The 19,227-nt window shown below is 57.3% G+C and carries 17 protein-coding genes, 3 tRNA genes and 2 pseudogenes; 11 read left to right on the top strand and 11 right to left on the bottom strand.

The genetic code is table 11. The features are described from left to right. Positions 1-135: 135 nt before the first annotated feature. Positions 136-363 carry a hypothetical protein gene (locus AB5Y81_RS10595; RefSeq protein WP_279484470.1) on the top strand — a complete coding sequence of 76 codons (228 nt, stop codon included), beginning with the start codon at positions 136-138 and terminating at the stop codon, positions 361-363. A 184-nt stretch (positions 364-547) separates the two neighbouring features. Here the strand turns inward: AB5Y81_RS10595 and AB5Y81_RS10600 are convergent. Beyond that, positions 548-685 (bottom strand): annotated as a pseudogene (locus AB5Y81_RS10600) (IS5/IS1182 family transposase); the annotation flags it as partial. Positions 686-733: 48 nt separating this feature from the next. Between AB5Y81_RS10600 and AB5Y81_RS10605 the strand changes: the two are divergent. Then, on the top strand, positions 734-1,222 hold the full coding sequence (locus AB5Y81_RS10605; RefSeq protein ID WP_368146646.1) for a hypothetical protein: 489 nt from the start codon (positions 734-736) through the stop codon (positions 1,220-1,222). Positions 1,223-1,396: 174 nt separating this feature from the next. Here the strand turns inward: AB5Y81_RS10605 and AB5Y81_RS10610 are convergent. The 4 genes and pseudogenes from AB5Y81_RS10610 to AB5Y81_RS10625 all read right to left on the bottom strand — a co-directional run. Then, positions 1,397-2,074 (bottom strand): annotated as a pseudogene (locus tag AB5Y81_RS10610) (IS481 family transposase); the annotation flags it as partial. 99 nt (positions 2,075-2,173) lie between these two features. Further along, positions 2,174-2,249: transfer RNA gene (locus tag AB5Y81_RS10615), tRNA-His, on the bottom strand. Positions 2,250-2,298: 49 nt separating this feature from the next. Beyond that, positions 2,299-2,375: transfer RNA gene (locus tag AB5Y81_RS10620), tRNA-Arg, on the bottom strand. 36 nt (positions 2,376-2,411) lie between these two features. After that, positions 2,412-2,488: transfer RNA gene (locus tag AB5Y81_RS10625), tRNA-Pro, on the bottom strand. Positions 2,489-2,691: 203 nt separating this feature from the next. Here AB5Y81_RS10625 and folD point away from each other — a divergent pair. Next, positions 2,692-3,555: a bifunctional methylenetetrahydrofolate dehydrogenase/methenyltetrahydrofolate cyclohydrolase FolD gene (gene folD, locus AB5Y81_RS10630; RefSeq protein WP_065017775.1), complete on the top strand. Its 864-nt coding sequence runs from the start codon at positions 2,692-2,694 to the stop codon at positions 3,553-3,555. A gap of 106 nt (positions 3,556-3,661) precedes the next feature. On the opposite strand, the gene cspD is transcribed toward folD, so the two are convergent. Then, positions 3,662-3,880, bottom strand: coding sequence for a cold shock-like protein CspD (gene cspD / locus AB5Y81_RS10635; RefSeq protein WP_005300025.1), 219 nt, complete (start codon positions 3,878-3,880; stop codon positions 3,662-3,664). Between the two features lie 229 nt (positions 3,881-4,109). On the opposite strand from cspD, the gene clpS reads away from it, so the two are divergent. Further along, positions 4,110-4,427 (top strand): ATP-dependent Clp protease adapter ClpS, encoded by a 318-nt coding sequence (gene clpS, locus AB5Y81_RS10640; RefSeq protein WP_005300028.1) that lies wholly within the window; start codon positions 4,110-4,112, stop codon positions 4,425-4,427. Between the two features lie 59 nt (positions 4,428-4,486). Next, positions 4,487-6,739: an ATP-dependent Clp protease ATP-binding subunit ClpA gene (gene clpA, locus AB5Y81_RS10645; protein WP_010634216.1), complete on the top strand. Its 2,253-nt coding sequence runs from the start codon at positions 4,487-4,489 to the stop codon at positions 6,737-6,739. 69 nt (positions 6,740-6,808) lie between these two features. On the opposite strand, the gene infA is transcribed toward clpA, so the two are convergent. The 3 genes from infA to aat form a co-directional block, all read right to left on the bottom strand. Continuing rightward, positions 6,809-7,027, bottom strand: a complete 219-nt coding sequence (gene infA, locus AB5Y81_RS10650) for a translation initiation factor IF-1 (protein ID WP_005300033.1) — start codon at positions 7,025-7,027, stop codon at positions 6,809-6,811. 68 nt (positions 7,028-7,095) lie between these two features. Further along, the gene (locus AB5Y81_RS10655; RefSeq protein ID WP_117404278.1) at positions 7,096-7,812 is read right to left on the bottom strand and encodes an arginyltransferase; all 717 of its coding nucleotides are present in this window, start codon (positions 7,810-7,812) and stop codon (positions 7,096-7,098) included. After that, positions 7,809-8,516 (bottom strand): leucyl/phenylalanyl-tRNA--protein transferase, encoded by a 708-nt coding sequence (gene aat / locus AB5Y81_RS10660; protein ID WP_279484468.1) that lies wholly within the window; start codon positions 8,514-8,516, stop codon positions 7,809-7,811. Before aat ends, AB5Y81_RS10655 begins: the two co-directional genes overlap by 4 nt. 19 nt (positions 8,517-8,535) lie before the next feature. On the opposite strand from aat, the gene AB5Y81_RS10665 reads away from it, so the two are divergent. Then, entirely contained in the window at positions 8,536-9,006 is a 471-nt protein-coding gene (locus AB5Y81_RS10665; RefSeq protein ID WP_279484467.1) for a glycine zipper 2TM domain-containing protein, read from the top strand. Between the two features lie 105 nt (positions 9,007-9,111). Here the strand turns inward: AB5Y81_RS10665 and AB5Y81_RS10670 are convergent, their stop codons facing one another. Both AB5Y81_RS10670 and trxB read right to left on the bottom strand, forming a co-directional pair. Beyond that, entirely contained in the window at positions 9,112-10,359 is a 1,248-nt protein-coding gene (locus AB5Y81_RS10670; protein WP_024941339.1) for a diguanylate cyclase, read from the bottom strand. Positions 10,360-10,416: 57 nt separating this feature from the next. Then, the gene (gene trxB, locus AB5Y81_RS10675) at positions 10,417-11,367 is read right to left on the bottom strand and encodes a thioredoxin-disulfide reductase (RefSeq protein ID WP_024941340.1); all 951 of its coding nucleotides are present in this window, start codon (positions 11,365-11,367) and stop codon (positions 10,417-10,419) included. A gap of 746 nt (positions 11,368-12,113) precedes the next feature. On the opposite strand from trxB, the gene lrp reads away from it, so the two are divergent. The 5 genes from lrp (at position 12,114) to serS (ending at position 19,067) form a co-directional block, all read left to right on the top strand. Next, complete coding sequence (lrp, locus tag AB5Y81_RS10680) at positions 12,114-12,605, top strand: leucine-responsive transcriptional regulator Lrp (protein WP_005300047.1); 492 nt, start codon at positions 12,114-12,116, stop codon at positions 12,603-12,605. Between the two features lie 201 nt (positions 12,606-12,806). Continuing rightward, positions 12,807-15,332: a DNA translocase FtsK 4TM domain-containing protein gene (locus tag AB5Y81_RS10685; RefSeq protein ID WP_368146648.1), complete on the top strand. Its 2,526-nt coding sequence runs from the start codon at positions 12,807-12,809 to the stop codon at positions 15,330-15,332. A 77-nt stretch (positions 15,333-15,409) separates the two neighbouring features. Next, a complete protein-coding gene (gene lolA / locus AB5Y81_RS10690) occupies positions 15,410-16,018 on the top strand; it encodes an outer membrane lipoprotein chaperone LolA (RefSeq protein ID WP_094696614.1) in 609 nt (202 codons plus the stop codon). Positions 16,019-16,088: 70 nt separating this feature from the next. Beyond that, complete coding sequence (locus tag AB5Y81_RS10695; protein WP_041204618.1) at positions 16,089-17,432, top strand: replication-associated recombination protein A; 1,344 nt, start codon at positions 16,089-16,091, stop codon at positions 17,430-17,432. Between the two features lie 339 nt (positions 17,433-17,771). Further along, positions 17,772-19,067 carry a serine--tRNA ligase gene (gene serS / locus AB5Y81_RS10700; RefSeq protein ID WP_010634209.1) on the top strand — a complete coding sequence of 432 codons (1,296 nt, stop codon included), beginning with the start codon at positions 17,772-17,774 and terminating at the stop codon, positions 19,065-19,067. The last annotated feature ends 160 nt before the right edge of the window (positions 19,068-19,227 follow it).

Here is a 19,227-nt window from a genome sequence, read left to right on the forward strand (position 1 = left end):
AGCGTATTATAATTCTAAATAAACTTAAATGAATAAGTATTTGGTCTTGTTTTTACTCTGCTGTCTTAAATTTGTCGTGCTGAATATATTGGCGTAGACTATCGATGCTTTGTTAGTCCCAATGATAAAATTAAAATGCGAATGATGTGGGCCTCCACTATAGGTTGGGTTGGAGGATATGTTCAATATGGGAAAAACAAAGATAAAATAACTATAGTCCAAGTTAATTATAAAGAAGAGATGAATGATGAAGGTCGACCATATGCTGTTAATATTGACTGGATTGAAATAGTTGATGGCAAGGTAAATGGGCTGTATCACTTTGATTATCAAGGCGCTAACTTTGGCAATGTTTTTATATAAATGCTAAAGGAAAGAAATTTTATTTTTCTCAGGCATTAGAAAATTATGAGAACTGTTTTTGATTACGGTGGTTGTGAAATACTGGGGCGTCTTATTCATCGAGTGTACAGTTCTAGTTATCACCTGACGGCGTTGTTGCCCAAATCAACCATCAAGTCATCACTTCCCCAGCTCCGGGTGACCGCTACACTCTGGGTTTTCTGACTGGCAGGTCCAGGGTATTCAGTTTGTTTATGGCGATTACATACGCTATGACTTCTCCCACTTGGCTGTTGTAGTTACGCAGACTAATTTTCACCGCCAGCAACTGCTTGAACCGATATTGCCCAGCAGGTATTGATAATAGTGAGTGCAAATTTGTGAGGTTATAATGAGGAAGTATGGTTTTTTCATTTTAAATTTAATTTTTCCCACTTTGTTTGTGAATGCGGCTGATATTATTCAAGGGCCCTATAGAATAAGTAATGATACAGCGAGCGTTAAAATTGAGAAAAATAATGACATAAACTGCCAGTTATCTATGGTTATATATGATAAATCATCACATTATGAGTTGGATAAAATATGTGAGAACGGCGATTACCCGAATCTCAGGAGCATTTTTTTCTTTACTCTGAAAGGTGTTAATCATATAGGGACTATAGTTTCATGGCATAATAAGCACCAGGCAGAAGGGATTGATGAGACAAATTTTGAAGTTAAGATTTATAAAAAGAACGCTGGTGGAGAATATACTGTTGATAAGGCAAAGACTTTGGATCCAGTTTTAAGTGGAACAGAGGATGGAGCCGGTGATGGAACATATAAGTTTAACAATGCAATATCGGTAAAGAAATATATGAAAGAAAGATATGGTTAAGAGGTTGGCAAGGTGCGATAGACATCCAGTGAGAATATGAGGTGCACACCTTTTTCATAGCTGTTTAGCTGCATGTTAAAGAGTATTGCTGGCAGTTGGTAAGCTGGTAGTAGCATGCACAAATATAGTTACCACCTGACACCGGTCTCAAACCGGTGTCTTGCTTACACCACTCTAAGAGCGCACCTTCTTCGGAACCAATTTCAGAGCCTTCTTGAGCATGCAATAAGGGGACCTGTCCCTCCATCATTAGGCCCTGACAAGACCACTGCTTGTTGTAGTGTTCTAGGTAGCTGTCCAGACCTGTATGCATCTGCTCCACGGGTTCGTCCGGGCAGTGATCATCGAGTAGGGGTCGATGTAGCCGCGCGATAAAGCTGTTGCTTACCTTGGTTTTCCGGTGGCGAATCCCTTTCAGACGCAGGAACAGCTCGTAAGGATGATAGTAAGGGCACCGATAGAACTTACGAGACACTATAAAACTGCGCCTATGAACTTCGAAGAGCAGCTGTGTGTTTCAGCATGGATGGGGTCACTGGCTGCTTGCTGCGGTAGCGTCGTCCTCAGGTGTGTTGGTTGTAGCAACCCAAACAGCTTGCAGGTACACCTCACCAATCCTCTTAAGCGAATAAGCGAAGGTATCGACCGCTATCCGCTCTCCGGTGTAGTGAACCTCAATATGGTGTTCTCTGAACTCGGACTGAAGCGTTCGAGCAGGCGAATTTGCTCATCATTGAGCACAATCGTTTGTTCTTGGTGATTTTTCTCGAGGCGCAACAAGCGGTCGCGTTTGGAATGCAGGTCGTGACGTTGTCATACGCCACGCACACCACCCGTACCGACACTGATGCCTTAAAGACATTCTGCAGGCAACTATCAGGACGCAAGAAGAGAGGGGTATTTTTACTGGATTTAAATAGATAGGATTGAATGTTTTCTGAAAGGCGATAATGGGGTGGCTGATGGGGCTCGAACCCACGACAACCGGAATCACAATCCGGGACTCTACCAACTGAGCTACAGCCACCACTGAAAATATCCATTAATGCCCGCATCGGAGAGATGCATATCATCAATGGCGCGCCCTGCAGGATTCGAACCTGCGACCCACGGCTTAGAAGGCCGTTGCTCTATCCGACTGAGCTAAGGGCGCATTGCCTCGACAAGCCTGGCGGCATGTCGAAAAACCTGGTCGGTGATAAAGGATTCGAACCTTTGACCCTCTGGTCCCAAACCAGATGCGCTACCGGGCTGCGCTAATCACCGAAAATCTCGTCTCCAGCATAGCGACAGCTGCTGTACTGGGCAACGGGCCGGCATCATACCCAAGCGGGAAAGCCAGCGTCAACGAATTTTTCCGCCAATGAATTCAAATGCCTACTTATTGCCCTCCATGCGAGAGCCGCTAACACCCGTGGCAAAAAAATGCGACAATGCGCGGCAGTTGAACACATGGTGAGTGAAGAACGATGTCTGCCAAAATCATTGATGGAAAACAGGTTGCGCAAACGATTCGCAATCAGGTCGCAGCGCAAGTCCAACAGCGGTTGGCACAAGGAAAACGGGCGCCGGGCTTGGCGGTGATCTTGGTCGGGGTAGATCCTGCCTCTCAGGTCTATGTCGGCAGCAAGCGGCGTGCCTGTGAAGAGGTGGGCTTTATCTCCCGCTCTTACGATCTGGATGCGACGGCAAGCCAGGAAGAGTTGCTGGCACTGATCGATAAACTGAATGAAGACGCAGACGTTGACGGTATTCTGGTGCAGCTCCCCTTGCCGGCTCACTGCGATACGACTCAGGTATTGGAGCGTATTCGCCCCGACAAGGATGTGGATGGTTTCCACCCCTACAACGTGGGTCGGCTGGCACAGCGAATTCCGGCACTGCGCCCCTGCACGCCCAAAGGTATCATGACCCTGATTGAAACGACCGGGGTCAAGACACACGGCTTGCATGCGGTGGTGGTCGGTGCGTCCAACATCGTTGGCCGGCCGATGACACTGGAGCTGCTGTTGGCCGGTTGCACTACCACTACCTGCCACCGTTTCACCCAGGATCTGGAAGAGCAGGTTCGCCGTGCCGATCTGCTGGTGGTCGCCGTTGGCAAACCCAATTTCATCCCGGGTGAGTGGGTCAAGCCGGGGGCACTGGTGATCGACGTGGGTATCAACCGGTTGGCGGATGGCTCTTTGGTCGGTGACGTGGAGTTTGAAACAGCCCGTAACCACGCATCCTTCATCACGCCCGTACCGGGTGGGGTGGGCCCCATGACGGTCGCCAGCCTGATGGAAAACACCCTGAGCGCCTGTCAGAACTATCACGACAACGCAAAATGATCTTTGCCTGACCCGTCAGGAGAATTCGCTTCTCCTCTGGCTCGCAGCAATAAAAAAACCGGCAAGCCGCAAGGTTGCCGGTTTTTTTATTTATCCAGTTCGACTCTTACATGTTCTGTGCTTCGTTTGGCACAATGACAGAGGCATGATTGCCTTTCGGCCCCTGCTGCAGTTCGAAGTTGACTGCTTGACCTGCTTTCAACGTCTTGTAGCCTTCCATTTGTATCGTGGAGTAGTGGGCGAAAATATCTTCACCACCTCCTTCCGGACAGATAAACCCAAATCCTTTTGCGTTGTTAAACCACTTGACTGTTCCGGTTGCCATACATCTACATCCTTTTATTGATTACCTTGAAGTCGTTGAGTAACCTGCGCCAGCCCTTTATAACTAGTAACATAGCCCATAGCAGACGGGCGCCGATTAGCAAGTAACCAATCTAGTCTAACTTTTGAGCGAGTCAAGGAGTTGTTAACAACTGATGTGATCTGGTTAACAAGTCTATTGACCAATCTTGTGTTAGGCGGTAGTAATCTAGAGGTACCAAAGCGCGACTATGAGCAAGCAGAAAGAACTCTTTGCTAATGAAGAGATTGCAGAGGCAGAGAAAACCAAGCTGCAACCGCCACCCATGTACAAGGTCGTTCTGAACAACGACGACTACACACCGATGGAGTTCGTGGTGGAGGTGCTGCAAAAGTTCTTTGGTATGGATTTGGACAAGGCCACTCAGGTGATGCTGAGCGTGCATTATAGTGGTAAGGGAGTCTGTGGCACATTCACCGCCGAGATTGCCGAAACTAAAGTGGTCCAGGTCAACACCTATGCACGTAACAACGAACATCCACTGCTCTGTACCATGGAAAAGGCTTGAATCTGATGACTTGATGGCGATGACGACACCACATTGTTGCTGTACTAGGGGAGGTGCCTATGTTGAATAAAGATCTAGAAAAGACGCTGAACGAGGCTTTCAAACTGGCCCGTGACGAGCGCCACGAATTCATGACCGTCGAGCACCTGTTGTTAGCCCTGCTGGATAACAGCTCAGCCAATGAGGCGCTGAGTTCTTGTGGTGCTGACGTGGAGCAGATGCGCAAAGAGATCAGCGCATTCATCAGTCAAACAACCCCGCTTATCCCCCGTGATGATGAAGACCGCGAGACCCAGCCCACACTGGGCTTCCAGCGCGTGCTGCAACGCGCCGTGTTCCACGTTCAGTCCTCCGGCAACACCGAGGTCAGTGGAGCCAACGTGCTGGTTGCCATCTTCAGCGAGCAGGAGTCCCAGGCTGCTTACTTTCTGAAAAAGGCCGAGATCAGCCGGCTGGATGTGGTCAACTTCCTCTCCCATGGAGTACGCAAAGACAGCAAACCGGACAACAGCAGCAACAACGTCGAGTCTGACGATGAGGTCTCTGCTGCCCAGATTGAGAGCTTTGCCACCAACCTCAATCAGCTGGTACTGGAAGGGCGTATCGATCCGCTCATCGGGCGCGATCAGGAGCTCAACCGCACCATTCAGGTGCTCTGCCGCCGTCGCAAGAACAACCCCTTGCTGGTGGGCGAAGCGGGGGTGGGCAAGACAGCCATCGCTGAAGGGCTGGCCTACCGTATCGTCAAGGGTGATGTACCCGAGGTGATTGCGGGCAGTACCATCTACTCCCTGGATATGGGGTCGCTGCTGGCAGGGACCAAATATCGCGGTGACTTCGAGAAGCGCCTCAAGGTGCTGCTCAAGCAGATCGAGCGTCAGGAAGGGGCCATCCTCTTTATCGACGAGATCCACACCATCATTGGGGCAGGGGCTGCCTCCGGTGGTCAGCTGGATGCGGCCAACCTCATCAAGCCACTGCTCTCCAATGGCTTGCTGCGCTGCGTCGGCTCTACCACCTACCAGGAATACTCCCAGATCTTTGAAAAAGACCGCGCCCTGGCGCGTCGCTTCCAGAAGATCGACATCGTCGAGCCCAGCGTGGATGACACTACCCGCATCCTGATGGGCCTCAAGAGCCGCTATGAGGCGCACCACGGGGTACGTTACACCGTCAAGGCCATCCGTGCCGCGGTGGAGCTTTCCGCCAAGTACATCAATGACCGCCATCTGCCGGACAAGGCGATCGACGTGATCGACGAGGCCGGCGCGGGTCAACGCTTGCTGCCGGTGAGCAAGCGCAAGAAAGTGATCAATGTGCAGGAGATCGAAACCATCGTCGCCAAGATTGCCCGCATCCCGGAGAAATCAGTCTCCTCTTCCGACAAGGAAGTGCTGAAGAATCTGGAGCGCAATCTCAAGATGGTGGTCTTTGGCCAGGACAAGGCCATCGAGGTGCTGACAGACTCCATTCGCCTCTCCCGCTCAGGGCTAGGTAATGAGCGTCGCCCAGTGGGCTGCTTCCTGTTTGCCGGCCCGACCGGGGTAGGCAAGACCGAAGTCACCCAGCAGCTCGGCAAGGCGCTTGGCGTCGAGGTGCTGCGCTTTGATATGTCCGAGTACATGGAGCGCCACACCGTCTCTCGTCTGATCGGGGCGCCTCCCGGTTATGTGGGATTTGAGCAGGGGGGTCTGCTGACCGACTCTGTCCTCAAGCATCCGCACTCAGTGGTACTGCTGGACGAGATCGAAAAAGCGCATCCGGACGTGTTCAACCTGCTGCTGCAGGTGATGGACAACGGCACTCTGACTGACAACAACGGGCGCAAGGCGGATTTTCGCAACGTGATCCTGGTGATGACCACCAACGCAGGGGTACAGGAGACCCAGCGCAAGTCCATCGGCTTCCAGCAGCAGGATATGAGCCACGATGCCATGGCGGTGATCAACAAGACGTTCAGTCCGGAGTTTCGCAACCGGCTTGATCACATCATCTGGTTCAACCATCTGGACATGCAGATCATCCATCAGGTGGTCGACAAGTTCATCGTCGAGTTGCAGGTTCAGCTGGATGCGAAAGGGGTATCCCTTGAAGTGTCCGAGGGTGTCCGCCACTGGCTGGCCGAGAAAGGGTATGACAGGGCCATGGGGGCAAGACCCATGGGACGGGTCATCCAGGAACACCTCAAGAAACCCCTGGCCAACGAGATCCTGTTCGGGGCGCTGGTCGATGGGGGGGTTGTGAAGGTTGAGTTGATAAACGACAGCCTCAGCTTTGACTATCAGGTCAATGTTGAAGCCGTTTCCCACTAAGCATTGAACAGTTGAAAGACCACAAAAAACCCCAACCGAAAGGTTGGGGTTTTTTGCTGAATTCCTGGCTTAGCGAGAGCGGAAAACAATACGTCCCTTGGAGAGATCGTACGGAGTCAGAGCTACCGTTACTTTGTCTCCAGTCAGGATACGGATGTAGTTTTTGCGCATCTTGCCGGAAATATGAGCGATAACCACGTGACCATTTTCCAGTTCCACACGGAACATGGTATTGGGCAGGGTTTCGAGAATAGTGCCCTGCATCTCAATACTGTCTTCTTTAGCCATTGAATCCTCTTGATAAGCCACAACAAAAATCCGCTGGATCATGCCGGATTTAAGGCTATGTGTAAAGTTTACTCGGGCTTGCTGTCGATATTTTTCCATTCTCCCTGTATCAGGCGCTCATGAGGCAGGTACTGGCTCTTGTAATTCATCTTGCGGCACTCCTCCACCAGGTAGCCCAGATACAGCCAGCTGCGGCCGGTACGCCTGGCCAGTTCCAACTGGCTCAGAATGGCAAAGGTACCGAGTGAGCGGTCGGCATGGTCCGGATCGAAGAAGGTGTACATGGCACTGAGGGAGTGGGGCAGCAGATCCGTGGTGGCCACGCCGATCAGCCGATGGTTCTTGCGCATCTCGAGGTAGAGGGGAGGCATCCAGTCGCAGTGGAGAAACCCCTTGTACTGGGTGCGGCTGGGGGGATACATGCTGCCATCATGATGGCGTTCGCGAATGTAGCGTTCATAGAGCTGGTAGTATTCGGGCTTGTCGTCGTAGCTCAGCACCAGCTCGATATCCCGGTTGAGCTGACGGATCCGCTTCTGGCTGCGGCTGGGCACGAACCGTTCGCTGTGGATGCGCAGTGACTGGCAGGCATTGCAGGCCGGGCAGTGGGGGCGATAGATGTCGTTGCCACTGCGGCGGAAGCCGGCCGTCAGCAGGCGCTCGTAGCCGCTGGCGTTGAGCAGGCTGTGATCCATCAATACCAGCAGCTGTTCCTGTTCATGACCCAGATAGCTGCATTGATGCTTGGGGGTCAGTCCTACCTTGAGGATCACTTCTTCGGTCATAGTGTCATGCTCCCCGCCTGCCAGCAGCCGGCCGCCAGTGGTTGCCGACTCAGCTGGGTCAGCGTCGTCAGGAATTTGCTTCTCGGCCACTCCTCTATTCCCATGGTGGCCAGAAAGTCGTTCTGCATCTGGCAATCGATCAGGGCCCCGTCATGCCGGGCAAAGTGCTGGCAGAGGGCTACCATGGCCAGCTTGGCGCCGTTGTCGATGCGACTGAACATGGACTCGCCACAGAACACCCGGCCGAGGGAGAGGCCGTAGAGGCCGGCCTGCAGCCGGCCATCCTGCCAGATCTCGACGGAGTGGGCATGGCCAAGGCGGTGCAGTTGTCGATAGGCGTCGATCATGGGTGTGCTTATCCAGGTTCCACTGGCACTGCGACGGGGGGCGGCGCAGGCCGCTATCACCTCATTAAAGGCGCGATCGATGGAAATATCGAATGGGGTACGGTGGATAAATTTGCGCAGGCTGCGGCCGATGTGCAGTTGCGCCGGCTGCACTACGCCTCTGGGGTCGGGTGACCACCACAGTAGCGGCTGGTGGGGTTCGTTCCACGGGAAGATCCCCTTGTGGTAAGCTGCCAGCAAACGGGCGGGGGAGAGATCGCCACCGATCGCCAGCAGGCCGTTGGGTTCATCCAGGGCGTGCTCGGGGTCGGGAAACCAGCACAGCTCATCATCCAATTGGGTAAGATAGCGAGACATAAGGCAACGAGGTTCATAGATGAAGGCCATTATCCTGATAGTATCCAGCTTGTTCTGCTTTGTCACTGCGCCCGCCTGGGCCCAGGTCTACGAGCGCAATACCGCCAGGCCCGTGAATCAGGTGGTGTTTGGCCAGGTTGAAACGGTGCGCAACATCACCCAGCGTCAGATCATGGAATCCGAGCGTTCAGGCTGGAAAACCCTGGGCGGCGCCGTGCTGGGTGGTCTGCTTGGCAACCAGTTCGGTGGCGGCCATGGTCGGGAAATCGCCACTGCCGTCGGGGCTCTGGCGGGCGCCGCTGCGGTGCAGCAGTATCAATCCGGCGGCACAGTGGTGGAGAACAAGCTGGTGGAGCTGCTTATTCGCAATGAACAGAACGGACTGATCAACGTCATTCAGGATTACGATCCGGCCATGGTATTCATGAACGGCGACAAGGTGCGCATCCTCTATTTCGACGATGGCGTGCGGGTCGACAAGACCTACTGAGCAGGGTTGTGACATGAGGGGGATGGCAGGAGGGGAACCCGACGTGTGCCCTGGGAGGGGCTGCGGTCGGGCGGTACTACACGACGAGCATCCGGGATGGTGCGATCAGGCCGCTGAGCCTTGAGACACTATCTTGTCACGACCGGTGTTCTTGGCCTGATAGAGCAGGCGATCCGCTTCGCTCAATGCCTCGTCCATGGAGACGCGCCCGACCTGAATCACCCCGAAACTGGCGCGAACGAACAGCGGCGTTTCCCGTGACAGCGGTTGCTGGCGCATCTGCTGGCGCAACCCTTCCAGCCGCTTGAGCAGCACGGGCACGGTGCAGTGAGGCACCATCAGGGCAAACTCCTCGCCGCCAAAGCGGGCGATCATGGCATCGGGGAAGAACTGGGTGAGCAGACGGGTGAGGTGACACAACAGCTGATCGCCGATGGCGTGACCCCAGTGATCGTTGACCTGCTTGAAGTGATCCACATCGAGCACGCACAGTGCAAGCGGCGTCTCCTGGCGCTGGTGTTCCTCGAACCATTTCTGACCCTCGTTGAACCAGTAGCGCCGGTTGTAGAGCCCGGTCAGGTAGTCACGATTGGCCGACTCCTGGATGCTGTTGAACTGTTCCAGCGCCTCCAGATTGTGGCTGACCCGGCACTGCAGCTCTTCCGGCTCGAACGGCTGGTTGAGGAAGTCGTTGGCACCCTGTTTGAGGTAGCGGGCGGAGAGGCCGCGTTTGTCCGACACCGAGATCCCGATGATGGCGAGCTGCTGCTTGCTGTAGCGCTCGCGCAACATACGTACCAGGCTGATCCCGTCAATTTCTGGCATATAGTAGTCGACCAGCACCAGCCGGATGGCCGGGTTCTGTTCGAGCTGGGCCAGCGCTTCACGGGCATGGCTCGCCTCGTGCACCTGCAGCAGTTGCTTGCGCAGCTGGGCCATGGTGCGGTGGCGGGAGGTACGGGAATCATCGACCACCAGTACTTCGATACGCTGGTTGAGGTAGAGGCGATGGACCAGGCTGACGGCATACTGCAGGGAGTGACGTGAATCTTTCATCACGTAATCGAGCACCCCGGCCTCAAGCCAGGCTTCCCGTTTATCCTCGCTGATGTCGGCGGTGAGGATCACCACCGGCAGGCCGCGCTCCAGCAATACCTTGACCGCTTCTCCGCTGGGGGCATCCGGCAAGGTGAGATCCACCAGGGCAACCACATACTCTTCTCCCCGACAGTGTCGGGCCCCTTCCAGGGTTTCGAACGCATCGATTTCCAGCCCGGTTTGCTGGGCAATGGCCTGGATCAGCATGCGACGAATAGTCAGACTATCCTCGACAATCAATATTTTCTGTTTCATCCGGCTCCTTAAAGCAAAAAGGCATGCCTCGCGGCATGCCTTTTATATCCCTTGTGCTTATTGCGCGTCCAGATAACGCTCTGCATCGAGGGCGGCCATACAGCCGGTACCGGCGGAGGTGATGGCCTGACGGTAGGTGTGGTCAGCCACGTCACCGGCGGCAAAAACCCCTTCGATGCTGGTCTGGGTGGCAAAGCCGTCCAGGCCGCCACGCACCTTCAGATAGCCGTTCTGCATCTCCAGCTGGCCGTCGAAGATCTGGGTGTTGGGCTGGTGACCGATGGCGATGAATACCCCCATCAGCGGCAGATCCTGGGTGGTATCGTTCTGGGTGTTGCGCAGGCGCACACCGGTCACCCCCATGTCGTCACCCAGCACTTCGTCCAGGGTCTGGTGGGTGTGCAGCACGATATTGCCGCTGGCGACCTTGTCGTGCAGGCGCTTGATCAGGATCTTCTCGGCGCGGAACTCGTCGCGGCGATGGATCAGGTGCACCTTCTTGGCGATGTTGGCCAGATAGAGTGCCTCTTCCACGGCGGTGTTGCCACCGCCGACCACGGCCACTTCCTGGTTGCGATAGAAGAAGCCGTCACAGGTGGCGCAGGCGGAGACGCCACGGCCCTTGAAGGCCTCTTCGGAAGGCAGGCCCAGGTACTTGGCGGAGGCGCCGGTCGCGATGATCAGCGCATCACAGGTGTATTCGCCGTTGTCGCCCTTGAGGCGGAACGGACGCTGGGTCAGCTCCACTTCATTGATGTGATCGAACAGGATGCGGGTATCGAACTTCTCCGCATGCTCTTTCATGCGCTCCATCAGGGCCGGACCGGTCAGACCCTCGGGGTCACCGGGCCAGTTCTCCACTTCGGTGGTGGTAGTCAGCTGACCGCCTTGCTGCATGCCGGTGATGAGCAGCGGATTGAGGTTGGCACGGGCGGCGTAGACGGCCGCGGTGTAACCAGCCGGGCCGGAGCCCAGGATCAGCAGTTTGCTATGAGTGACTTGGCTCATGATGTGATTTCCGAGACGTGATGAGTTTGCGCGATTGTAGGTAATTCGTGATATGGGGTCAAAGGCCAGTGCGTCGATTGCATCAATCGGCCTCAAGGCCCTTCATGAAGGGGAAGCGCTCTCTTGTCACGGGTTGTCCCTGGCTGTCGTCATGGGCCCGGGCGAGCAATGCCTGGTGGCCCCACGGCCGACAACAAGAGGAGTGGGGCTCGTGCGTCCTGATTGCCGGCACAAGTGAACCAGACCCCGCTCACATGGAGACAAGCTCGCCAGGATTGACAGCTTCTGGCGCAATGGGGCCCGCCGTGGGCGGGACGTACATCTATAAGAAGGAGGGAAACACGAGAGGGCGGCTGCCGGCTTGGCGGCCCTGGCTAATGGTTGTGGTGACTCTGCCCTGGCTAAAAGCTCGGCGAGGCAGGACAAAATAGCAGCAGTGGCAGCGTGATAATCTGCATTGGCAAACTCATTGCCGCTTCCTGCGCCGCTTTGGGCGAAAACGGTATGGTTTCGTGCTGTTAGTTAACGTACACTGGCCAGAACCATGCCTAAGCGGTATTCATGGTTTTTTATTTCTTCAGGTACACCGATAATCATGCTATCCCTCGACTATCGATTGGTGTTTTGTGTTGCGCTCGTTTTCAGCAACATTTGCGCCTAGCATATTCAGGTATTGACAGGATTTGTGACCATAATTATAAAATGACTGGTGATTCTTACCAAAAAATAGCCAAAGGATGGAATAAATGATGGAAGCTAAGAGTCGGCTAAAGGATTTGGACAGGATTGACCGCAACATTCTGAATGAGCTGCAAAAGGATGGCAGAATTTCGAACGTTGAGTTGTCCAAACGTGTTGGCCTGAGTCCCACACCGTGTCTGGAACGGGTTCGTCGCCTCGAGCGACAAGGGTATATCGAAGGATATGCCGCCATTCTGAACCCTCATTATCTGGATGCGTCTCTGCTGGTATTCGTGGAAATCACCCTCAATCGCGGTGCCCCGGATGTATTTGAACAGTTCAACAAGGCTGTTCAGGTGCTCGAAGAGATCCAGGAGTGCCATCTGGTCTCCGGCGATTTCGACTATCTGCTCAAGACCCGAGTCAGCGACATGTCGGCCTACCGCCGCCTGCTGGGGGAAACCCTGCTGCGTCTGCCCGGCGTCAACGACACCCGCACCTACGTGGTGATGGAAGAGGTCAAACAGAGCAGTCGGCTGGTGATCAGCACCCGTTGAGTTGGGTTATGCTGTGGCTTGCCAGCCTTGCGACAAGTCACGACATTCAGAAACGAGCGGCCGGTCCGCTCGTTTCTTCTTATCGTGCCGGTTGTGAATACGGTCGGCACATCGGGCACTGGCTGACAACCGGTGGGCTTTTCAGGGATACTAGGCCCCCTTATCCCCCTGCATTACATGTTTTCAGAAAGGAGCCGGAGTTTGGCCGATAAAAAGCTGTTTACTCCTTTATCAGGTACACAACGGATCTTCGAAGCCGTCTTGATCGCCATCACCCTGATGGCTGCCTATCTCTTGCTTGCCCTGTTGTCCTACCACCCCGCCGATCCCGGTTGGTCCCAGACCTCCTGGCAAGGGGAGGTGAAGAACCTCGCCGGCAGCGCGGGGGCCTGGCTCGCCGATATCACCATGTTTACCTTCGGGGCTTTCTCCTACCTGGTGCCCCCCCTGGTCGTGCTGCTTGGCTGGAGCCTGTTCTGGCGCCCGAGCCGCTTGCTCGATGTGGACTACCTCACCCTGTCGGTGCGCATCGTCGGTTTCATCCTGACCGTGCTCGGTATGTCCGCCATCGCCAGCATGAACTTCAATGACCTGCAGAATTTCTCCGCCGGCGGCCTGGTGGGGGACGTCATCTCCTCCGCCGTGGTGCCGCTGTTTGGCGGCGTTGGGGCCAACCTGCTGCTGCTCTGCTTCGTGGCCACCGGCATCACCCTGTTTACCGGCTGGTCCTGGTTGACCATCGTCGAGCGGATCGGCGCCGCTTGCACCGGTTCGGTCAGCGCCGTTTATCACTTTCCTGCCACCCTGGGCCGCTGGCTCACCGGTGGCTGGCGCCAGCCCCGTTACGAGGGGCCGGATCCCCTGCTGGAAGGGGGCGTGGGTGCCATCGAGCTGGGTGACGACGAGGAGGATGAGCCGCACACCGGCTGGACCCGTCGTCCCAAGGAGAAGGCGGCCGCCAAGGGCCAGAAGGCCAAGTCCGAGGAGTGGCTGCCCGAGCTCGACGAGGATACCTTCCAGTTCGATCCGCAGTTTGACGACGACGATGATGAGCCTGCGCCGGTTACCCGCACCAAACGGGCCGCCGCAGCCGGCGCCCGTCGTCAGCCCGCGCTGGTGACGGCCGATGACGAGGACGATGATCTCGACTTGCCCTGGGCCGAAGGGGATGAGGAGGCGCCTGCACCGGCTGCCCCAACTCCTGGCAAGCCCAAGCGCCGCCTGCAACCAGGGCTGCCCCCCTTGCCGAGCATCGAGCTGCTGGACCGTCCGCCCGCCAAGACCCAGATGATGAGCAAGGACGAGCTGGAGCGCATGGGCCGGCTGGTGGAGGCGAAACTCGCCGACTACAACGTGCAGGCCAAGGTGGTGGGCGTCTATCCGGGCCCCGTCATCACCCGCTTCGAGCTGGATCTGGCGCCCGGCATGAAGGCGAGCAAGATCACCAACCTCTCCCGCGACTTGGCCCGTTCTTTGTCGGCCAGCAGCGTGCGGGTGGTGGAGGTGATCCCGGGCAAGACTTATGTGGGGATCGAGCTGCCCAACCGGGTGCGTCAGACCGTCTACCTGCGCGAGACCCTCGACTGCGAGGCGTTCTCGGGCAGCCGCAACCCGCTCACCATGGGCCTGGGTCAGGACATCGCCGGCGAACCCGTGGTGGTGAACCTGGCCAAGATGCCCCACCTGCTGGTGGCCGGTACCACCGGCTCCGGTAAGTCGGTGGGGGTGAACACCATGATCATCTCCATGCTCTACAAGTCGACGCCGGACGATCTGCGCTTCATCATGATCGACCCCAAGATGCTGGAGCTGTCGGTCTACGAAGGGATCCCTCATCTGCTGACCGAGGTGGTGACCGACATGAAGGACGCCGCCAACGCCCTGCGCTGGTGCGTGGGCGAGATGGAGCGTCGCTACAAGCTGATGTCGGCGGTCGGGGTGCGCAACCTCAAGGGCTACAACGACAAGGTGCTGGCGGCCATCGAGGAAGGGGAACCCCTGCTGGATCCGCTGTGGCGTCCGGGCGATTCCATGGACCAGATGCCGCCTGAGCTGGAAAAACTGCCCCACATCGTGGTGGTGGTGGACGAGTTTGCCGACATGATGATGATCGTCGGCAAGAAGGTGGAGGAGCTCATCGCCCGTATCGCCCAGAAGGCGCGGGCAGCCGGTATTCACCTGATCCTGGCGACCCAGCGTCCGTCGGTGGATGTCATTACCGGTCTCATCAAGGCCAACATCCCGACCCGTATCTCGTTCCAGGTGTCGAGCAAGATCGACTCCCGTACCATCATCGATCAGGGCGGCGCCGAATCCCTGCTCGGCATGGGCGACATGCTCTACATGCCGGCCGGTACTTCCAACCCGACCCGGGTGCACGGCGCCTTTGTCGATGACCACGAGGTACACAAGGTGGTTGCGGACTGGAAACTGCGCGGCGAGCCGAACTATATCGAGGAGATCCTCTCCGGTGAATCCGGCGGCGAGGGCGGCAGCGGCGAATATGGCGGTGGTGACGACGAAGAGCTCGACCCCCTGTTCGACGAGGCGGTGGCCTTCGTGGTGGAGTCGCGCCGCGGTTCCACCTCCAGCGTGCAGCGCAAGTTCAAGATTGGTTACAACCGGGCGGCCCGTCTCATCGAGCAGATGGAAAACCAGGGCATCGTCAGCGCCCCGGGCGGCAATGGTCAGCGCGACGTGCTGGCCCCGCCGCCGGTGCGGGACTAAGGCTCACCCCTCTATCATCCTGGCCATGCCCTCTGCGGGCGTGGCCTTTTATCGAGATAGCCGTTATGAAAAGCGTGATGAAAAAACAACTGTTGATGGGCACAGTGCTGCTGGTGGCCAGCAGCCAGGCGTGGGCCGATGCGGCCAGCGATCTCAAGCAGAAATTGGCGGGAGTGAGCCTCTTCTCCGCCAAGTTCGCCCAGGTGGTCTATGACAGCAAGGGGAAGGAGCTGCAGCGTGCCGGCGGTACCCTGCTGGTGCAGCGTCCCAACCGGTTCAACTGGCACACCACCACGCCGGACGAGAGCCTGATCGTGGCCGATGGCAAGGATGTCTGGATCTACGATCCCTTCGTCGAGCAGGTCACCGCGCTCAAGATGAAGGATGCGGTGCTCAACACCCCCTTCGTGCTGATCGCCGGCAACGACGATTCGCTCTGGAAGAACTACGACGTGACCCAGCAGGGGGATGTCTACACAGTCACCAGCCGCAACCAGGACGAGTTGATCGCCTCCTTTCGCATCACCTTCGACCGTCAGAACAACATCAACCGCTTCGACGTGAAAGAGGCCCAGGGGCAGTGGAGCGAGTTCACCCTGAGCAACTTCAACCGCAAGCCGGCGCTCAAGGGCAACGAATTTGTCTTCAAGACGCCTGCGGGGGTCGCACTGGACGATCAGCGCTGATGCGCAAGCAGGCGCTGGCTTTATTGGCAGGCCGCCCGGCAACGGCGGCCTGCACCCTTCCTGACGGTCAATGCAGATGAGCAATTTATCGCTGGATTTCTCGTCGGACTTTCGTCCGCTGGCGGCCCGGATGCGGCCGCAAACCCTCGAGCAGTACATAGGTCAGCAACATATCCTCGGGCCCGACAAACCGCTGCGCAAGGCGATCCTGGCGGGCCACTGTCACTCCATGATCCTGTGGGGCCCTCCCGGTACCGGCAAGACCACGCTGGCAGAACTGGTTGCCCACTACTGCCAGGCCGAGGTGGAGCGGCTCTCGGCGGTGACCTCCGGCATCAAGGAGATCCGCGCCGCCATCGACAAGGCCAAGGAGAACAGCTGGCGCGGGGTGCGCACCATCCTCTTCGTGGACGAGGTGCACCGCTTCAACAAGAGCCAGCAGGATGTGTTCCTGCCCCACATCGAAGACGGCACCATCACCTTCATCGGCGCCACCACCGAGAACCCCTCGTTCGAACTGAACAACGCGCTGCTCTCCCGGGCCCGGGTCTATCTGCTCAAACGGCTGGAGGAGCTGGATATCCTCGCCATGATCGATCAGGCGATGCAGGACCCCCGTGGCCTCAACGACCCGAGCCTCGCCTTCGCCCCCGGGGTGAAGGAGGCGCTGGCGAAAGCCGTGGATGGGGACGGGCGCAAGTCCCTCAACTATCTGGAGCTGTTGGCCGACATGGCCGAAACCGACAGTACCGGGGCGCGGGTGATCGACAGCACATTGCTCGCCGCCGTGGTGGGGGAGCACGTGGCCCGTTTCGACAAGGGCGGCGATCACTTCTACGACCTCATCTCGGCGGTGCACAAGTCCATTCGCGGCTCGGCACCGGATGCGGCGCTCTACTGGTATGCCCGCATGGTGAGCGCCGGTTGCGATCCGCTCTATATTGCGCGCCGGCTGCTGGCGATAGCCTCGGAAGACGTGGGCAACGCCGATCCCCGTGCCATGCAGGTGGCGCTCTCGGCCTGGGATTGCTTCCATCGCATCGGCCCGGCGGAAGGGGAGCGGGCCATCGCCCAGGCGATCGTCTATCTCGCCTGCGCCCCCAAGAGCAATGCGGTCTATACCGCCTGGAAGGCGGCGCTTCATGATGCCAAAAACCTGCCGGACTTCGAGGTGCCGCCGCACCTGCGCAACGCGCCGACCAGGCTGATGAGCGAGCTGGGCTATGGCGCCGAGTACCGTTACGCCCACGACGAGCCCGGTGCTTATGCCGCCGGCGAGCAGTACTTCCCGCCTGAGCTGGCTGGCAAGCAGTACTATCAGCCCACCGATCGCGGCCTTGAGAAGCAGATCGGCCAGAAGCTCGACTACCTGCACGAACTGGACAAGCAGAGCCCGCGCCAGCGGGAGAAATAATCGGCCGGGGCAGGGGAGTGACCGCGCCTCTGCCTGACCAATTCGGGCCGATTGCACGTTAATTGGTCAGCCGATTTGATCCAGGTCGTCATCCCCCGGAAAACAGGGCAAAACGGGCACAATAGTCCCTGTTCGGGCGGGGGGGCGGTCTGATACACTGCCCCTCTGACCCCGCTTGTCTTGGCCTGGTGCCATCTTCTTGATTTCGAAGGCTTGCTCTTGTTGGCCCGATGCAAAAAGACGACAGGGGTGTGCCAACCGATGTTAACTTCCGGATCTGTTTCCCAGCCCGTCATGATGACTCAGGCCCAGATCCCATTTTAAAAAAGTAGGTAAACCATGCTGGATCCCAAATATCTGCGCAGCGACATCGACGATGCCGCCGCTCGTCTGGCGACACGTGGCTACGCTCTGGACGTAGCGGCTGTCAATGCTCTGGAAGAGAAACGCAAGGATCTGCAGTCCCGTACCCAGGAGCTGCAGGCCGAGCGCAACGCCCGCTCCAAATCCATCGGTGAGGCTGCCCGTCGCGGCGAAGATGTTGCCCCGCTCAAGGCCATCGTTTCCAAGATCAACGAAGAGCTCGAGACCAGCAAGGTCGAGCTGGATGCCCTGCTGGCCGAGCTGAAGACCATCGCCGACGCCATCCCCAACCTGCCGAGCGACACCACTCCGGTCGGTCGTGACGAGAACGACAACGTGGAAGTGCGTCGCTGGGGTACCCCGCGCGAGTTCAGTTTCCAGGTGCGCGATCACATCGATCTGGGTGAAGCGGCCAAGGGCGTTGACTTCAAGAACGGCGTCAAGCTCTCTGGTTCCCGTTTCGTGGTGATGAAGGGCCAGATCGCCCGCCTGCACCGCGCCCTGGCCCAGTTCATGCTGGACCTGCACACCCTGCAGCACGGTTACACCGAGTGCTACGTGCCCTACCTGGTCAACCCGGACAGCCTGTACGGCACCGGTCAGCTGCCCAAGTTCTCTCAGGATCTCTTCAATACCGGCATCGAAGGGGAAGGGGAAGAAGAGGGCAAGGTACGCAAGTTCTCCCTGATCCCGACCTCCGAAGTGCCGCTCACCAACATGGCCCGCGACGAGATCTTCGACGAGCAGGAACTGCCCATCAAGATGACCGCCCACAGCCCCTGCTTCCGCTCCGAAGCGGGCTCCTACGGCCGTGACACCCGCGGTCTCATCCGCATGCACCAGTTCGACAAGGTCGAGATGGTACAGCTGGTGCACCCGGAAAAATCCTGGGACGCGCTGGAAGAGATGGTGGGTCACGCCGAGAAGGTACTGCAACTGCTGGAACTGCCGTATCGCGTGATGGCACTCTCTACCGGTGACATGGGCTTCTGCGCTGCCAAGACCTACGATCTGGAAGTGTGGCTGCCGGCCCAGAACACCTATCGCGAGATCTCCTCCGTCTCCAACTGCACCGACTTCCAGGCACGCCGCATGCAGGCTCGCGTGCGCATCGACGGCAAGCCGCAGCTGCTGCACACCCTGAACGGCTCTGGCCTGGCGGTGGGTCGCACCCTGGTGGCGGTGCTGGAGAACTACCAGCAGGAAGATGGCCGCATCGCCATCCCGGCTGCGCTGCAATCCTACATGGGCGGCCTGACCCACATCGGGTAAGCGCTCATTGCAGACGACAACGCCATGGCATGCCATGGCGTTGTGCATTCTGGCGCCGGTCAACCGTTTTAATCGTGAATAAATCTGCGTTGCCAGCGCCTCTTTGAACATGTAACACAATTTTATCAAGCATTGCGCAATCGTTTTTGTTAGACTGCGC

The organism is Aeromonas sp. s2 (genome assembly GCF_040907935.1).
GTDB lineage: Bacteria > Pseudomonadota > Gammaproteobacteria > Enterobacterales > Aeromonadaceae > Aeromonas > Aeromonas dhakensis.

Excerpts from the sequence above, each read along its gene's own strand:
- AB5Y81_RS10595 (WP_279484470.1), top strand. The coding sequence starts at position 136 with ATGCGAATGATGTGGGCCTCCACTATAGGTTGGGTTGGAGGATATGTT.
- AB5Y81_RS10605 (WP_368146646.1), top strand. The coding sequence starts at position 734 with ATGAGGAAGTATGGTTTTTTCATTTTAAATTTAATTTTTCCCACTTTG.
- folD (WP_065017775.1), top strand. The coding sequence starts at position 2,692 with ATGTCTGCCAAAATCATTGATGGAAAACAGGTTGCGCAAACGATTCGC.
- cspD (WP_005300025.1), bottom strand. The coding sequence starts at position 3,880 with ATGGCAACCGGAACAGTCAAGTGGTTTAACAACGCAAAAGGATTTGGG.
- clpS (WP_005300028.1), top strand. The coding sequence starts at position 4,110 with ATGAGCAAGCAGAAAGAACTCTTTGCTAATGAAGAGATTGCAGAGGCA.
- clpA (WP_010634216.1), top strand. The coding sequence starts at position 4,487 with ATGTTGAATAAAGATCTAGAAAAGACGCTGAACGAGGCTTTCAAACTG.
- infA (WP_005300033.1), bottom strand. The coding sequence starts at position 7,027 with ATGGCTAAAGAAGACAGTATTGAGATGCAGGGCACTATTCTCGAAACC.
- AB5Y81_RS10655 (WP_117404278.1), bottom strand. The coding sequence starts at position 7,812 with ATGACCGAAGAAGTGATCCTCAAGGTAGGACTGACCCCCAAGCATCAA.
- aat (WP_279484468.1), bottom strand. The coding sequence starts at position 8,516 with ATGTCTCGCTATCTTACCCAATTGGATGATGAGCTGTGCTGGTTTCCC.
- AB5Y81_RS10665 (WP_279484467.1), top strand. The coding sequence starts at position 8,536 with ATGAAGGCCATTATCCTGATAGTATCCAGCTTGTTCTGCTTTGTCACT.
- AB5Y81_RS10670 (WP_024941339.1), bottom strand. The coding sequence starts at position 10,359 with ATGAAACAGAAAATATTGATTGTCGAGGATAGTCTGACTATTCGTCGC.
- trxB (WP_024941340.1), bottom strand. The coding sequence starts at position 11,367 with ATGAGCCAAGTCACTCATAGCAAACTGCTGATCCTGGGCTCCGGCCCG.
- lrp (WP_005300047.1), top strand. The coding sequence starts at position 12,114 with ATGATGGAAGCTAAGAGTCGGCTAAAGGATTTGGACAGGATTGACCGC.
- lolA (WP_094696614.1), top strand. The coding sequence starts at position 15,410 with ATGAAAAAACAACTGTTGATGGGCACAGTGCTGCTGGTGGCCAGCAGC.
- AB5Y81_RS10695 (WP_041204618.1), top strand. The coding sequence starts at position 16,089 with ATGCAGATGAGCAATTTATCGCTGGATTTCTCGTCGGACTTTCGTCCG.
- serS (WP_010634209.1), top strand. The coding sequence starts at position 17,772 with ATGCTGGATCCCAAATATCTGCGCAGCGACATCGACGATGCCGCCGCT.